Source organism: Xanthobacter sp. 91, assembly GCF_000702385.1.
GTDB lineage: Bacteria > Pseudomonadota > Alphaproteobacteria > Rhizobiales > Xanthobacteraceae > Xanthobacter > Xanthobacter aminoxidans.
Window position 1 is genome coordinate 532824 of the sequence record NZ_JNIB01000001.1, and the last position, 15499, is coordinate 548322.

The window sequence follows — 15499 nt, forward strand, 5'->3', positions numbered from 1 at the left end:
CGAGGTCACGGGGAGGTTCCTTCTTCTGCAGGAGGGATAGCGGGAGAGACCCGGTAGTCGCCGTCGGGGCCGAGCCCTTCGACGCGGGCGAGCTCCGTGAGCCGGCGCGACGCGCCTCGGCCGGACAGCACGGCGATGAGGTCGATCGTCTCGGCGATCAAAGCGCGCGGGACGGTGACCACGGCTTCCTGGATGAGCTGCTCCAGCCGTCGCAGGGTGCCTATGGCACTACCTGCGTGGATGGTGCCGATGCCCCCGGGGTGCCCTGTGCCCCAGGCCTTCAGGAGGTCGAGGGCTTCGGCACCTCGTACCTCGCCGATCGGGATGCGATCGGGGCGCAGGCGGAGCGAGGAGCGGACGAGGTCAGAGAGTGAGGCGACGCCCTCCTTCGTGCGCATGGCGACCAGATTGGGCGCGGCACACTGAAGTTCGCGCGTGTCCTCGATCAGGATGACCCGCTCGGAGGTCTTAGCGACCTCGGCGAGGAGGGCATTGGTGAGGGTGGTCTTGCCGGTGGAGGTGCCGCCGGCCACCAGGATGTTGGCGCGGGAGGCAACACCGTGGCGAAGAGCTTCGGCCTGCGGTACCGACATGATGCCGCCGGCCACATAGTGGTCGAGCGTAAAGACGGCGACGGCCGGCTTGCGGATAGCGAAGGTCGGAGCCGCGACGACGGGCGGGAGCAGACCTTCGAAGCGTTCCCCGGTCCCGGGTAGTTCGGCAGAGAGCCTGGGAGCGGCGGCGTGGACCTCGGCGCCGATGTGGTGGGCGACGAGACGGATGATGCGCTCGCCGTCTCCGGGAGCCAGCCGCTCGCCCGTGCTCGCGAGGCCCTCGGACAGCCGATCGATCCAGAGGTGACCATCAGGGTTGAGCATGACCTCGACGACGGTAGGGTCATCGAGAAGATGGGAGATCACCGGGCCGAGTGCGGTGCGCAGCATGCGCACCCCGCGTGTCATACCCTCCGGATTGTGAGCTGAATCCGCCATCCCATCCCCGCCCTGGCCGGGAGCGATGCAAGGGCTTCCCGGACGGGGATGATTAAAAGAGGGGGAATTGGGGGAGATTCAACAACAGAACACAGGCATCGCGGCGTGGCGTGCGATTGCCTGAAATCGGCGCCTCGGCCAATATGGAGGCAAGCCATCCCTGGCGGTCGACAAGACGCTCGATCGCCGGTTTGACGTGGAGGTGCCTGACAAGGCCTGGGTGACCGACATCACCGATATCCGCACCCACGAAGGCTTCGCCTATCTGGCGGTCGTGATCGACCTCTTCTCCCGCCGCGTCGTCGGCTGGTCCATAAAGGCCCGGCAGACGACCAACGTCGTGCTTCAGGCGCTGCTGGCCGCCGTCTGGCGACGCAAACCGAAGGGGCACGTGCTGGCGCATTCGGGTCAGGGGAGCTAGTTCACAAGCATGGAGTGGGCTTCGTTACTGAAACACCACGATCTGCAGCCCTCGATGGGCCGTCTCGGGAACTGCCATGATAACGCCGTGGCCGAGAGCTTCTTCAACCTGCTCAAGCGCGAACGCATCCGCCGCAAGGTCTACCGGACGAGCGACGAGGCACGCCGGGACGTTTTCGATTACATCGAGATGTTCTACAACCCCACCCGCAAACACGGACGCAACGGGATGATGTCGCCCATCGAGTTCGAACGGCAGCACAAAGCGCCCCCCGAAGGCGTCTAGAATACTCGGGGCGGTTCAGGATGAAGGGCGTGGATACGATTGCGGGGATTCGGCGCGAGCATTTTGTGCGCAAAACGATGCGAATTCGCCGTCAGTCAAGTTTGTTGTCGGCGATGAATTTGGAAACAAGATCGGCGATATCGTTATTGTTGAGATCCGAGAATGGAAAATGCGTATTGCCGCGAATACCGATCTCCGGCAAATGAATGACGCTGACCTTGCCCCCCAAGCCTGTTGACCGTATCGCGCCAGATCCGTGCCATTTCGAGCCGCCCGCGCCAGGCATCCTGCGTAGTAATGTCCGTCGGCGCGTCCGGTATGTTGTCACCGTAAAAGATGACGATCGGAATTCGCGTCAGCGCCAGAAAATCGCTCATCGGCACCGGCACGCTCTGAAGCGTGTCGAATGAGGTTGGGATAGGCGGCGGCACTTCTCCCTCCGGGAACACGAAACCTCTGCCGGGTTCAAAGGCCACGATCGCCTTGACGTTTCCGCTCCTGATCGCGGTCAGCCAGCCCGGGCCGCCGCTCTGGGAGTGCGTCATCAGAATGCCCGGCCCAATGCGGGTGAACAGGGCGGCGGCGGCGTCCGAGATGACCTTGGCGTCATAGGGGCCGGTGTTCGGCGTCATCGCCCGGAAATACTGGTCGAGCGTATCAGGCTTGCGGTCGAACTGAACCCCGTCCAATTAGTTCGGCCAAACACCAAGCCGGAACCGGCCGAACCAGAATTGCTCATCGGCAACAGGCTTGATCACGCCCTCCACCATGCTGCGGCCGGCATTGCCGCGCCGGGGCTGGTCGATCACATAGGTTGCGAACTTTCGGCGCAGGAAGATCGTCTGGAAACCTTCCCGGCCGTCCGGTGTCGTCTCCCATGTCTTGGAGAACTGACCCGCGCCGTGCCACATCACGATCGGCAAGGGGCGCGCCTCCACCGGCACCTGATAAAAAAGCGTAGAGGTGGTCTCCGCGATAGGTCTGGCCAGCCGGTTTGAGCGGCTGCTTCGGATCAAAGCTGCCGGGCTCGCTGGCGATGCTTCCTCCGGCCGCGAAGCTGCCCTGATCCTGGATCATCAGGGGCTCCCGGGCGAGAGCGGGATGGGATTATATCCGCCGCTGACCATACGACCAAAGCGGCCGCCGCGAGGCTCAGAGCGAGGCGATAACGTCCGGTGATAGGCATGAGCTGTAGGCTCCTGTTCTCATGTCGGCCAATCGTCGAGCCGCCGCCCCGGAAGCCAAAGGCGGCGAGGGCTGGCGCCGCGGGAACCGACGATCAGCGGTAGGAAAGCTCCAGCACATGCGCCGGCAGGCGCGCGCCCTTGATCTCCATCGCGCTGATGGCGGTCTCGATCTCATCCATGTCGGTATCCGCGCGCCGTGAAAAGAGCGGCCACCGCAGACTGAACCCCATAGCGGCTCATTCATGAACCGAAAATATGGATGCATGCAGTTCCTGCGGTCTAATTGAATCCGGCGCCGGGGATTAGCTTCCCTGCAAGCGAGGCCCACGGCCCTCAAGCAGCAGGAAGAGCCATGAAAAAGCGCATACTCGGAAACAGCGGGCTGGCGGTTTCAGCCATCGGGTTCGGCTGCATGGGTCTGAACTTCAGCTATGGCGAAAAGCTTGAGAATGCGGAAAGCATCCGCCTCATCCGGGAGGCAGTGGCGCTAGGCGTCACCTTCTTCGACACCGCTGAAATCTACGGCCCCTGGACCAACGAGGAAATCGTCGGTGAAGCCCTGCGCTCCGTGCGCGACGAGGTGGTGATCGCCACCAAGTTCGGCTTCAACATCGTCGATGGCAAGATGGCCGGAACCAACAGTCGGCCCGAACAGATCCGCGCGGTCGCCGAGGGTTCGCTCAAGAGACTGGGCATTCAGCAGATCGACCTGTTCTATCAGCATCGTGTCGATCCGAACGTGCCGATCGAGGACGTTGCCGGAGCGGTCAAGGAGTTGATCGCCGAAGGCAAGGTGAAGCATTTTGGCCTGTCCGAGCCCGGAGCGCAGACTGTGCGCCGCGCGCATGCCGTGCAGCCGGTCGCGGCGCTTCAGAATGAATATTCGCTCTGGACGCGCGGGCCGGAGACCAACGGCATTCTCGAAGCCTGTGAAGAACTCGGCATCGGCTTTGTTCCCTACAGCCCGCTGGGCAAGGGCTTCCTGACCGGCGCCATGAGCGGGAAGACGCAGCTCGCCGATACGGATTTCCGCAAGATTCTGCCGCGCTTCACGCCGGAAGCCATGAAGAAGAACACCGCGGTGGTCGATCTGCTCAAGCAGGTCGGCGCCGAGAAGGGCGCAAGCCCAGCCCAGATCGCGCTCGCCTGGCTGCTGGCCCAGAAGCCGTGGATCGTGCCCATTCCGGGCACCAAGAAGCTGGAGCGGCTGAAGGAAAATCTTGGGGCAGCCGACATTGTCCTCACCGCTGAGGACGTCGCGCGCATTGATCGCGCCGCGGCGGATATTCAGGTCGAGGGCGACCGCTATCCCGCGCATCTGCTGGCGACCGTGGGCCGCTGATCCACGCGGCGCCCGCCGGGCAAGGACAGAGAGAATACGAAATGTCACAGACGATCGCCGGAAAGGTCGTGGTCATCGCTGGCGCCAGCAGTGGCCTTGGCGAGGCAACCGCCCGCCATCTTGCATCCGAGGGGGCCAAGATTGTTCTGGGCGCCCGTCGCCTCGACCGCTTGCAGGCTCTGGCCGCCGAACTGGACCTGCCGCCTGCTGCGGCGGTGGAGACGGACGTCACCGACGCCGAACAGGTGAAGCGCCTCGTCGATACGGCCGTTTCAACTTATGGCCGGATCGACGTAATGCTCAACAACGCCGGCCTGATGCCGCATTCGCCGCTGGAGCGCGGCAAGATCGGCGACTGGAACCGAATGATCGACGTGAATATCAAAGGTGTCCTCCACGGCATCGCCGCCGCCCTGCCGCACATGACGCAGCAGAAAAGCGGCCATATCATCAACGTGTCCTCGGTCGCCGGTCACAAGGTGCGTCCGGGCAGCGCCGTCTACGCCGCCACCAAAGCGGCCGTGCTGATGCTGTCGGAGGGGCTTCGCCAGGAGGTGAAGCCCTACAATATCCGCACCACAGTCATCTCGCCGGGTGCCGTCCGCTCCGAGCTGGTTCACAGCATCACTGAGACAGATGTGGCGGAGGGCATCGAGGCGTTCTACGAGGCCTATGCCATTCCGGCGGATCGCTTCGCGCGCATCGTGGCCTTCGCGATCAGCCAGCCCGAGGATCTCGACATCAACGAGATCCTGTTCCGCCCCACGGCCCAGGAATTGTGAATGCCATGGGCTCGCACGCTGTGAACGAAGACGGCGGGGCGCTCCGCGCCCATAAGGCGGACCCACACACGGCGGCGGCCGAGCATGGCTGGCGTGTGCTTGCGGTGCTGAGCGGCCTGATGGGCTTCGCGTCGATCTCGACGGACCTGTATCTTCCGGCCATGCCGGAGATGGGCCGGGCGCTTGGCACCAGCGCGGGGACCATCGAATTCACTGTTTCGGGCTATTTGATCGGCTTCGCCTTGGGCCAGTTGTTCTGGGGCCCGGTCAGCGATCGCTACGGGCGCCGCCTGCCGGTGGCGGTGGGCCTCGTGCTGTTTGTCATCGGCTCGGCCGGCTGCGCCCTGTCTTATGACGCGGGGACGATGATTTTTTGGCGGATGGTCCAAGCCATCGGCGCCAGTGCCGGTGTCGTGCTCTCACGCGCGATGGTCCGCGATCTTTACGAAGGTCCGCGGGCGGCGCAGATGATGTCGAGCCTGATGACGGTCATGGCGATTGCGCCGCTGCGCGCGCCCGCGCCCTGCCGCCTGAAGCCGAGCAAGTGGTCGGTGATCTCAATCGGCCAGACACGCTGCAAGCCGCGGTCGCCGGCATCGACGCGGTGATCTTCACTCATGGCGCCTCGGGCGACGGAGACCCGGAGACGGTCGACTACGCCGGGGTGCGAAACATCCTCGCCGTACTGGGTCCTCATCAGGCCCGGATCGCACTTATGACAGCCATCGGTGTCACCGACCGGCTGGGCGCCTACAACAGGGCGACGAGAGCCCATGACTGGAAGCGGAGGTCCGAGCGCCTCGTGCGAGCGAGCGGCCTGCCCTACACGATCGTGCGGCCCGGGTGGTTCGACTACAACTCTGCCGGCCAGCACCGGCTGGTGCTTTTGCAGGGTGACACGCGCCACGAAGGAACCCCGGCCGACGGGGTGGTTGCACGCCAGCAGATTGCGGAGGCGCTCGTCCGCAGCCTCAGTTCCCCTGCGGCCCTGCGCAAGACCTTTGAACTCGTCGCCGAGGCCGGCGCGGCTCCGGACACCCTCGCCCCTCTCTTCGCGGCCCTCGACGCCGACCCCGTTGACACGCTCGATGGTGTGCGGGACCAAAGCAACATGCCGCTCGCCGCCGAGCCGCAGCATGTCCGCGATGATCTGGAGGCGGTGCGATCGCGCGTTGGTGCTGCTTGAAAACGCAAGCAGCGAGCTATCCATGCAAATGACGCTCGGCAGCCTGGGGCTGATTTTTTGAGAGCCCTAGCGCGGCAACGTTTTTGGGCTGGCAGGCCCACGCACAAGCGACGCGCGTGACCTATCCAAGCAACATGGACCAACGGGTGCACTCCACAACCGTTAACCGTGGCGATGTCGTCGAGCGCACGGTCACCAGCCGGGGGGCCACACAAGCGGCACATATTGGCGAACGCACGCTGGATGTCACACAGATCATCTTGGAGGATTATCGCATTGCCGCATGACCTCGCTCCGGCGCCGGTCGGGCCGAGCGACCGTGGTGCCCGCCGATGCCCGGATACACTCCAAGGAGCTGTTCGGCGGATAGCTCTTGCCTTGAAGACACGAGACTCCTCGGGCGAGAAGACGCCCGGATCAGTGACCCCACGCAGGTTTGCCCGGCCAAGCTTTTGCGAACCCATCACAAGGAGGCCTTTCATGAAGGACATCGCAGCAAGCCTCGCGGTCTCGGTTCTGGCCACGACCGCGGTTCATGCAGAGGAGCCGCGCCGTCGGGTAGCACCGCCGGCGGTTTACGAGGTCGCCCCGGGGCTCGGGCATTTCACCGACGATGTGCTGTTCGGGGAGGTTTGGCTGCGCGAGGCTCTGAAGCCGCGCGATCGAAGCCTCGTTACAGTGTCGGCCATCATATCGACGGGCAAGACCGCGCAGATCGCAGGTCATGTCCGCCGCGCGCTGGATAACGGCGTGGCGCCGGATGAAATCGGTGAGCTCATCACCCAGCTCGCCTTCTATTCCGGTTGGCCCAACGCCGTCTCGGCCGTCACCGAGACGAAGAAGGTCTTCGACGAGCGCAAAATCGGTGCTGCCGCCGACAACACGGCGGAACGCGTCCAGTTGGAGGCGGCAGCCGAAGTCGCACGCGCGGCCCTCGTTGCCGACACTGTGGCGCCGACCGCCCCGGCTTTGGCTGAACTGACAAACCGCGTGCTGTTCGGAGACCTGTGGCGCCGACCGAACCTGTCTCCGCGCGACCGCAGCCTGGTCACCATGGCGGCACTGATCGCCATCGGCCAACCCGAGCAGATTCCCTTCCATGCCAATCGAGCCATGGACAATGGGCTCACTCGTGAGGAAGCCGCCGAAGCGCTGACCCATGTCGCGTTTTATGCAGGCTGGCCCCGGGGCATGTCGGCGGTTCCTGTTCTCAAGCAAGTGTTCGCCTCACGTGCGGCCGCGACCGCCTCGGCCAACACGGTTCCGTCTCCGGAGCTGAAGGTCATCCGCGCTGAGCCAGTCAGCACCGGCACGCCCGGTCCGGCGTCCAATTTTGCCGGCGAGGTCCGCGTCAACAGCCGCTATGCCGCCGATGCTCCGGCACGGATCGGCGGGGGCGTCGTCTCCTTCGCCGCCGGCGCCCGTACCGCGTGGCACACCCACCCGCTCGGCCAGACCCTGTTCATCGTCTCCGGCCGCGGCTGGGTGCAGAAGGAGGGTGGCCCCATCATCGAGGTGAACCCCGGCGATGTGGTTTGGATTCCGCCGAACGTGAAGCATTGGCACGGCGCCAGCGCCGATGCGCCCATGTCGCATTTCGCGATTTTGGAATCCCTGAACGGAAGCTCCGTGACATGGATGGAGCAAGTGTCGGAGGCGCAATATCGGGCGGCGCCGCGTAAACCATGAATTTCAGGGGGGATCGAGAGGAAGCGCCGATCGGTTTTTTCAATCTGATCGCTTTCTATTTTAGCGCTCGCCTGAGCAATCTCGGGGAAAATTCGGAATTTTTGCGTCCGGAATTGGCGCAACATCGGACTTTTAGGGCAAATTACGTGGATCGAAGTGCACAAGATTTGCTCTAAGCAACGGCCTTCGACTTACGATCAGGCGTAGTACGACGTATCAGTTTCGACGGTTGTCTCGTTCACCGCTCGATATCGTCCCGATGAGGATTGCCGCATAGGACCGACGGCACAGGTTGCGGGCCGTGCCGTCGGTCCCAACTTCGGCTAGCTCGGGGCGAGCTCGCCGAAGAAGTAAGAGGCGGTCACGCCGCCATCCATCAGAAAATCACTGCCGGTGATGAACGCGCCGTCAGGTCCCATCAAAAGCGCACCAACATTACCAACTTCGTCTGGTGTCGCTGCACGGCCAACCGGCGAGAGTTCGATCATACGGCGATAGCCGGCACCGCGCGGTCCGGTCAGTTCGTCATTCGCCAACGGCGTGATGACAATGCCAGGACTAATCGTGTTGATCCGCGCGCCACGCTTCGCCCAGCGCACGGCCTCCGCCATTACACGCAATGCGTTTCCTCGTTTGGAAAGCTGATAGGCATGGAGCGAATCCGTGACCTGGTCGGGCTGGAGCATGGGCAGCGCCAGCAGATCTTCCACCGGTGTCATGGCGAGCGCCTCATTCTGCTCGGCGGTCAGAGCCCCGAGGCGATGCCCGGATTGGGAGGCAACAACGACACCCGAGCCCCCCCACGCAATGACGCTTCCAAACGCCGCCAGAACCAGCGCTGTGCCATAGAGGTCCACCCGAAGGATGGTTTCCGGCGACGCCTGCGACGGCGAAACACCGGCGGCGTGGATGACACCGGTCACTTCACCTAGCTTCGTCGCGGCCTCCACCAGCGCACCGACAGATTTCCGCGACGCGACATCCACCGTCGTCGTGCTCACTTCAAAACCCGCATTGGCGAGAACGTCCGCCGCAACCTCGGCATTATCTAATCTGAGGTCTGCTAGCAGGACGCGCTTGCCGGAACTGACGCGGCGCGCGATCGCCTGACCGATCGAGCCTGCCCCGATCACTACGATGACATCGATCATGGCCAATCTCTTTCTCTGGGTTGACTGCTGACATGGAGGCGGCAGACAGAACAACGCGCCTAAGAAATTCGGGTATTCAAATACATCTCAACAGGCGTTGGCATGAAAGCGGCCGCTCTCGAATTCGCTGACACCTTCGGCCCGTTCGCTGATTGCACGAGGGTGTCCTGCTCCCAAAAAGGACCGGCAAGCCGCGCGACTTTTCTTCGGCGAACCGCAAACCACTTATTGTAATGGTCACGGTCTTGGATCCTTGCACGGCAACCCGCTCATGTGTCGGGAATGATTCATAACCTATTCGTGACGCATTCGCCCGATTAGAGGTTATAAAAGGCATAAAGCCATATTGGAGGTTCATGAATGCGGCGCGAGGATTTGGTTGACCTGAACGCCTTCCTTGCCGTAGCGGAGGAAAGGAGCTTCACGCGCGCCGCCGCCCGCCTGGGCACCTCGCAGTCTGCACTCAGTTATACGGTGCGGAGGCTGGAAACCCAACTCGGGGTGCGCCTGCTCACGCGAACGACGCGAAGCGTCGCCCCGACGGATGCCGGAGAACGGCTGATTGAGACCTTGCGGCCCGCTCTCGAAAGCATTGAACTGCAACTGTCGTCTTTGGGCGAGCTGCGTGAGAAGCCCGCAGGCACCATCCGCATCACGACATCGGAACACGCGGCCGAAACGATACTTTGGCCGGCACTCGAAAAACTTTTGCCCAAATATCCCGATATCAACGTGGAACTGAGCATCGATTCGAGCTTCACGGACATTGTAACGGAACGGTTTGATGCCGGAGTACGCCTCGGGGAAGCCCTTGCCAAAGATATGGTTGCTGTCCGCATCGGTCCAGACTTGCGAATGGCTATCGTGGGATCACCTGCTTATTTCGCAGAATATCCGATTCCGCTAACGCCTCACAACCTCTCTAATCACAAATGCATAAACATGCGCATGCTGAGCACCGGCGGCCTTTACGCTTGGGAGCTTGAAAGCGATGGACGAGAAGTAAGGGTGCGCGTCGAGGGACAACTCACCTTTAACAACGTGAATGCAATCACACGGGCGGCGATCGCCGGATTTGGCCTAGCATTTGTGATGGAAGATCGTGTCCAGACGCAATTGGCTGACGGCAGCCTCATACGCGTCCTAGAGGACTGGTGCCCATCATTTTCGGGCTATCATCTTTATTACCCCAGCCGACGTCAGCCATCTGCGGCCTTCTCCCTGCTGGTCGATGCCCTTCGCTATCGCGGGTGAGAGAGACAACGGCGGCGTCATCATCAATTCGGCCACTCATGAACCGCCGATATAGGTTCATGCGGGACAGGCCACCTAATTTTCCACCCCAAGCTCCGCTAACGTAAACTGACAAACAGCGTGCGATCGAAAAACAGTGAAAAGTTTGTGGCATTCTCATTATCCCACCCAGGCTGATTGGCATTGAGCGATCCGCGCAGACCGATTCGTCACAATATAGTTATAATATAGTTGAATATTTCGGATATAATAATGATTCTTTTTACGTCAGTGTTGGCCAATAGTGCCGCATTATGTAGCTTTTTATGCCAACATTGCTCTTCCCGTCACACGGTACTGACACATCAGAATCGGATCGACCCATGTCTGGCGGGCGTGTTCGGCCACAAAGCGGCCAGCCCAGAAGGTGCACGTTCTTCCGACTCCAAGCGCAACCGTGACGGTACCTATGTTGCCGCATAGCTCAAAACATACATCGCCAATTTGCGCGCAATGGCCCCAGGTACAAATATGACGGTCTCGGTTCCCAACGGCACTAACGGGACATTTATCGTTTCATATTTTCAGACCCTGACTCCCACGAAATGAATGCAACACGTCCCTAGATGGGAGCGCGACATGCCAAAACTAAACATTAACGGCAAATTCGTCGAAGTCGATGTCGAGGATGATACACCTCTACTCTGGGTTATTCGGGAGAAAATCGGCCTCACGGGGACAAAATACGGCTGCGGTGTAGGGCAGTGTGGCGCCTGCACGGTGCATCTCGATGGTGAGGCAACACGCTCCTGTTCCTTGCCGGTCAGCGCCGTTGCAGAAGACCAGAAGATCGTCACCATCGAGGGACTCGGCACCGAGAAGCCCCATCCGGTACAACAAGTCTGGGCCGAGTTGGACGTCGCTCAATGCGGTTACTGCCAGGTTGGCATGATCATGGCTGCGGCGTCGCTGATCGCGCAGAATCCCAGCCCGAGTGACGACGATATCCGGACCGACATCACCAATATATGCCGCTGTGGCACCTATCCGCGCGTACTGGCCAGCGTGAAGCTCGCGGCCGAACGCATGGCCGCGAACAAAGGCTGAGGACCACCGCCATGAGCACGCACTCCTCCTCGGATCGCCCCCTGCCCGGGACCTCCGCAGCACAGGCGCCCCTCTCTCGCCGTGGCTTTCTCGCCGGCATCGGCGCCACCGCAGGTGCGTTTACATTCGGCTTCTCTCTTCCCTTTCCGGACAGGGCGATGGCGCAAGCCGGCGCGGGCGAGGTCAATGCCTGGGTGGTGGTCCGGCCGGACGAGACCGTGATCCTGAGGATCGCGCGGATCGAGATGGGTCAGGGATCGCTCACGGGTCTCGCCCAGCTTCTCGCCGAGGAGCTCGAATGCAACTGGGACCATGTTCGCTTCGAACTGGTGAAGCCTGCGCAGAACAAGAGCCGAGCCAATGCCTGGGGGACGCAATCCACGGGCGGTTCGCGCGCCATCCGCGGCTCGCACGATTATGTCCGCAAGGGTGGCGCGACGGCACGCGCCATGCTGGTGGAAGCGGCGGCGAAGCAGTGGGGCGTACCGGCCGCTGAATGCAGCGTCTCGAAGGGGGTCATCAGCCATGCCCAAAGCGGGCGCACGACCACCTATGGCGCCGTGGCGGGGGCGGCAAGCGCCATAGCTCCGCCCACCGACGTGGTCCTTAAGGATCCGAAAGACTGGAGCATTGCCGGCCACCCCGTAAAGCGGCTCGACACCGCCGGCAAGCTCGACGGTTCGCTGATCTACGGCGTCGATTATACCATGCCCGGCATGCTGGTCGCGGTACCCAAGGCCTGCCCGGTACACGGCGGCAAGCTGAAGAGCTTCGATGCCTCCGCGGTGATGAACAGGCGCGGAGTGAAGCATGTTCTGAAAGTTGATGATGAAACCGTCGCCGTCGTCGCAGATACGTTCTGGCGCGCCAAGTCGGCGCTAGAAGCGCTGCCCATCGTCTGGGATGAAGGGCCGAACGGGGCTATCTCCAGCGAGCAGATCGCGGCCATGCTCACAGAGGGGCTTTCGGCCGAGACCCCCTATGTCGGTAACCGCGCCGGGGATGCGAAGGGCGTCCTGGCGAAGGCTGCGCGGGTCATTGAGGCGGATTACGGTTTCCCCTATCAGAACCATGCGCCCATGGAAGTGCTTGCCGCGACGGTGCGCTGGACGCCGGAGCGGTGCGATGTGTGGGGCCCGACCCAAGTCCCCGAGGCTGCGCTCGCCACCGTCTCGATGGCGGCGGCTCTGCCGCCTGAATCCTGCGAAATCCACGTCATGCGCATCGGCGGTAGCTTCGGTCGGCGTCTGCAGACCGACTATCTGCGCCTTGCGACGCTGATCGCCAAGCAGGTTCCCAACACGCCGGTCAAGATGATGTGGACGCGTGAAGAGGACATGGTGCAAGGGCGTTTCCATCCGGTCACCCAATGCCGGCTGCGCGGGTCCCTCGACGCCCAGGGCAATGTCGAGGCACTCCATATGCGCCTCTCCGGTCAATCCATCGCGATCTACGCCTATCCCTCCGCCATGACCGCCAATGGGGATCCCTTCGTGTTTCAGGGCCTCCTGCCCGATGGCGCCGAAATGACCATCGGCTACACATTCCCCAACGTCCTGATCGATTATGCCATGCGTAATCCGCACATCCGGCCGGGTGCATGGCGCGGCGTCAATCTCAACCAGAACGCCGTCTATCTGGAATGCTTCATTGATGAGCTGGCCCATGCCGCGCAGCAGGATCCGCTGGCGTTCCGCCGCAAGCTGATGGCCAACCACCCCAAGCATCTGGCGGTGCTCGAAGCCGCCGCGAAAGGGATCGGCTGGGAGACCAGCACCCCGCCCGATGGGGTCCACCGTGGCCTTGCCCAGATTATGGGTTTTGGCAGCTATGTCGCGGCGGCTGCGGAAGTCTCCGTCAATAAAGGGCAGCTCAAGATCCACCGCATCGTGGCGGCGACCGATCCTGGGCATGTGGTTAACCCACAGCAGGTGGAGGCGCAGGTCGCCGGCTCCTTCGTCTACGGGCTCTCCGCCATGCTCTATGGCGAATGCACGGTGAAGGACGGACGCATCGAGCAGGAGAATTTCGACACCTACAATGTGATGCGTCTCGACGAGATGCCCGACGTCACGGTGATCCCCGTGCCTTCGGGGGGCTTCTGGGGCGGCGTGGGCGAACCGACCATCGCAGTTGCCGCACCGGCTGTTCTTAACGCAATCTTCGCCGCAACCGGAAAGCGGGTACGCCAACTGCCATTGAAGAACGTGGATCTAAACATGAGCTGACAGGCCTCTTATTTTGGATTCTATGTACAACACGTCGCGGAGATGACGATTAGAGGCGGGGAAAGACGCATTTCCGTGACTGGCTGAGGGCTGGGAGAGAGGCTTCCGCCGCTCGGCATGAAGCACGATCCACACGAATATGCAGGTTCTGGATGCCGATCGGGACGCCAGTGACGCCGAAGAGGTAGATGTCACGCTACGCGAGTGGTTCGGCCGCGTGTTGTGGGAGTGGCTTTCCCGGCAGGAAGACGAACGGCTCGTGTTACTCGGCGAGTTGGCTGTGACCGCGTCGGAGCTGTTCCGTCCCGCATCACGGCCACGGCGATGTGGTGGCAGGCGTCGCTTCGGACCCGAATCGACCAAAATCGATCGGAGGGCCAAACCCACGCAACAATGTGCATGACGCTGGATGCAAGGTGCGGTCTCGATGTTCTTGCCACCTAGCTGAAGCATTCACTATCTTTCGGCGCCTGCCACGGTCCAAGTTTCACACGGGGTAGGCAGCCGGACGGTGGACCGCAATCGCCGTCTGGCTCAGCACAATGCACCGACTCGTCCTCGCCAATCGTGAGGTTAGCTGGTGGAGGCGTTCTTGCTCGACATCATTTCGCAAGGCAGCAAGCCAATGCCTGGTTCTTGGCGGCATTCCATCGATCCGTCTTGGCGCAAGGGGCCTTACTCATGATTTCGAATCGCTGCGCTCCTCCGAGATTTCTTGAGCCAACCTCGGTCCCTGCGCGAGCCGCCGCCCCAGCGCACCGATGAATGCCTCATACCGCTCCCCCGCTTTGGCTCGGGCTGCCTGGGCTGCGGGCTCCGGCAATGCCGGCGTGGTGGCCAACCAGAATCGTATGAACACCGCCAGCGTCTCGACAGAGATGCTGAGATCGCGCTCCAGTCGGGCCATCCGTCGGTCCAGCTGATCGAGCCGCTTGGTGAAGACGGCTTCCCTTTGTTCAGCCGCATCCGGCGACAGGAAGGACGCGATCGCGGCCTCTGCGATCAAGGATTGAGGCTGATCACGTCGTGCGGCATAGTCAGCTAGCAACCCCATGGTCGCGGGATCGAGATAAGCGGAGATCTGCGTCTTCTTCTTGCGTAGAGCCATCGCCGTCACAGCTCCATGCCGTCGTTGGGATCGAGCGAAACCTGACGCGCGACGCCTTGCATGACACGGGTCATGCGACTGGTCCGGGCCACGTCGTCCTCAGTCTCATCGACCAGATCGATTTCGAACTCGTTCACCGATTGCAGTGGCGCCTCAACCGGCGCCACCCTCGCGAGCTCCGGCTGACGCCGCTGCTCCGAACCCGTGGTGTCCTCGTCGTCGCTTCCCTCGACCATCAGGCTTAACTGTGATGGCGCCGGCAGCGGAAGGACGGTCCAGTCGTCAGGCTGACGATCGCGAGGGGCCTGGAGCTCCGGCGGGTGCATCACTCGCTCTTTGAATCTCTGATCCTCATAGTACCGGGCCTTCTTCGCCCGGATCGGCGGCGTCCCGGCCACCATCACAATCTCGTCGGCCGGCGGAAGCTGCATCACCTCGCCCGGAGTCAGAAGCGGGCGCGCCGTCTCTGAGCGCGAGACCATGAGGTGCCCGAGCCAGGGGGATAGCCGGTGGCCGGCATAGTTCTTCATGGCCTTCATCTCGGTGGCGGTGCCGAGGGCGTCGGAGACGCGCTTGGCAGTGCGCTCATCATTGGTGGCGAAGCTCACCCGCACGTGGCAGTTGTCGAGGATGGAGTTGTTCGGTCCAAAGGCCTTCTCGATCTGGTTCAGGGATTGAGCAATGAGGAAGCTCTTGAGCCCGTAGCCCGCCATGAAGGCGAGCGCGCTCTCGAAGAAGTCGAGCCGCCCCAGCACCTGTTCCTGCCGCTCATGGTCGCCAGAGACGGT

At 62.3% G+C, this 15499-nt stretch carries 13 protein-coding genes and 3 pseudogenes; 10 read left to right on the top strand and 6 right to left on the bottom strand.

Features of this window, described 5'->3' with window-relative positions; translation table 11 throughout:
* Window positions 1-5: 5 nt before the first annotated feature.
* Window positions 6-992, bottom strand: coding sequence for a P-type conjugative transfer ATPase TrbB (gene trbB / locus A37E_RS0102720; RefSeq protein ID WP_029555216.1), 987 nt, complete (start codon window positions 990-992; stop codon window positions 6-8).
* 127 nt (window positions 993-1119) lie between these two features.
* Between trbB and A37E_RS25105 the strand changes: the two are divergent.
* Window positions 1120-1698, top strand: a pseudogene (locus tag A37E_RS25105) (IS3 family transposase); the annotation flags it as partial.
* 91 nt (window positions 1699-1789) lie between these two features.
* Here A37E_RS25105 and A37E_RS25110 read toward each other — a convergent pair.
* Together A37E_RS25110 and A37E_RS26775 are read right to left on the bottom strand one after the other, a co-directional pair.
* Window positions 1790-2775, bottom strand: a pseudogene (locus tag A37E_RS25110) (alpha/beta fold hydrolase).
* Between the two features lie 202 nt (window positions 2776-2977).
* On the bottom strand, window positions 2978-3115 hold the full coding sequence (locus A37E_RS26775) for a hypothetical protein (protein ID WP_156026221.1): 138 nt from the start codon (window positions 3113-3115) through the stop codon (window positions 2978-2980).
* A gap of 122 nt (window positions 3116-3237) precedes the next feature.
* On the opposite strand from A37E_RS26775, the gene A37E_RS0102740 reads away from it, so the two are divergent.
* The 6 genes from A37E_RS0102740 to A37E_RS0102755 all read left to right on the top strand — a co-directional run bounded on the left by A37E_RS0102740 (window position 3238) and on the right by A37E_RS0102755 (window position 7884).
* Window positions 3238-4227, top strand: a complete 990-nt coding sequence (locus A37E_RS0102740; RefSeq protein ID WP_029555217.1) for an aldo/keto reductase — start codon at window positions 3238-3240, stop codon at window positions 4225-4227.
* A gap of 41 nt (window positions 4228-4268) precedes the next feature.
* Window positions 4269-5009 carry an SDR family oxidoreductase gene (locus tag A37E_RS0102745; protein ID WP_029555218.1) on the top strand — a complete coding sequence of 247 codons (741 nt, stop codon included), beginning with the start codon at window positions 4269-4271 and terminating at the stop codon, window positions 5007-5009.
* 5 nt (window positions 5010-5014) lie between these two features.
* A complete protein-coding gene (locus A37E_RS25115; RefSeq protein ID WP_245279255.1) occupies window positions 5015-5617 on the top strand; it encodes an MFS transporter in 603 nt (200 codons plus the stop codon).
* The gene (locus tag A37E_RS0102750; protein ID WP_245279256.1) at window positions 5554-6195 is read left to right on the top strand and encodes an NAD(P)H-binding protein; all 642 of its coding nucleotides are present in this window, start codon (window positions 5554-5556) and stop codon (window positions 6193-6195) included. Before A37E_RS25115 ends, A37E_RS0102750 begins: the two co-directional genes overlap by 64 nt.
* 116 nt (window positions 6196-6311) lie before the next feature.
* A complete protein-coding gene (locus A37E_RS26780) occupies window positions 6312-6482 on the top strand; it encodes a hypothetical protein (RefSeq protein ID WP_156026222.1) in 171 nt (56 codons plus the stop codon).
* Between the two features lie 193 nt (window positions 6483-6675).
* Window positions 6676-7884, top strand: a complete 1209-nt coding sequence (locus A37E_RS0102755) for a carboxymuconolactone decarboxylase family protein (RefSeq protein WP_029555220.1) — start codon at window positions 6676-6678, stop codon at window positions 7882-7884.
* 323 nt (window positions 7885-8207) lie between these two features.
* Here A37E_RS0102755 and A37E_RS0102760 read toward each other — a convergent pair whose 3' ends face one another.
* Entirely contained in the window at window positions 8208-9035 is an 828-nt protein-coding gene (locus A37E_RS0102760; RefSeq protein ID WP_029555221.1) for an SDR family oxidoreductase, read from the bottom strand.
* 360 nt (window positions 9036-9395) lie between these two features.
* Between A37E_RS0102760 and A37E_RS0102765 the strand changes: the two genes are divergently transcribed.
* The 3 genes from A37E_RS0102765 (at window position 9396) to A37E_RS0102775 (ending at window position 13603) form a co-directional block, all read left to right on the top strand.
* Window positions 9396-10289: a LysR family transcriptional regulator gene (locus A37E_RS0102765; RefSeq protein ID WP_029555222.1), complete on the top strand. Its 894-nt coding sequence runs from the start codon at window positions 9396-9398 to the stop codon at window positions 10287-10289.
* Between the two features lie 618 nt (window positions 10290-10907).
* Complete coding sequence (locus A37E_RS0102770; protein ID WP_029555223.1) at window positions 10908-11375, top strand: (2Fe-2S)-binding protein; 468 nt, start codon at window positions 10908-10910, stop codon at window positions 11373-11375.
* 11 nt (window positions 11376-11386) lie between these two features.
* Window positions 11387-13603, top strand: a complete 2217-nt coding sequence (locus tag A37E_RS0102775; protein ID WP_051678738.1) for a molybdopterin cofactor-binding domain-containing protein — start codon at window positions 11387-11389, stop codon at window positions 13601-13603.
* 679 nt (window positions 13604-14282) lie between these two features.
* Here the strand turns inward: A37E_RS0102775 and A37E_RS0102780 are convergent.
* Together A37E_RS0102780 and A37E_RS0102785 are read right to left on the bottom strand one after the other, a co-directional pair.
* Window positions 14283-14711, bottom strand: a complete 429-nt coding sequence (locus tag A37E_RS0102780; protein ID WP_029555225.1) for a hypothetical protein — start codon at window positions 14709-14711, stop codon at window positions 14283-14285.
* A 5-nt stretch (window positions 14712-14716) separates the two neighbouring features.
* A pseudogene (locus A37E_RS0102785) lies at window positions 14717-15463 on the bottom strand (type IV secretory system conjugative DNA transfer family protein); the annotation flags it as partial.
* Window positions 15464-15499: the final 36 nt, after the last annotated feature.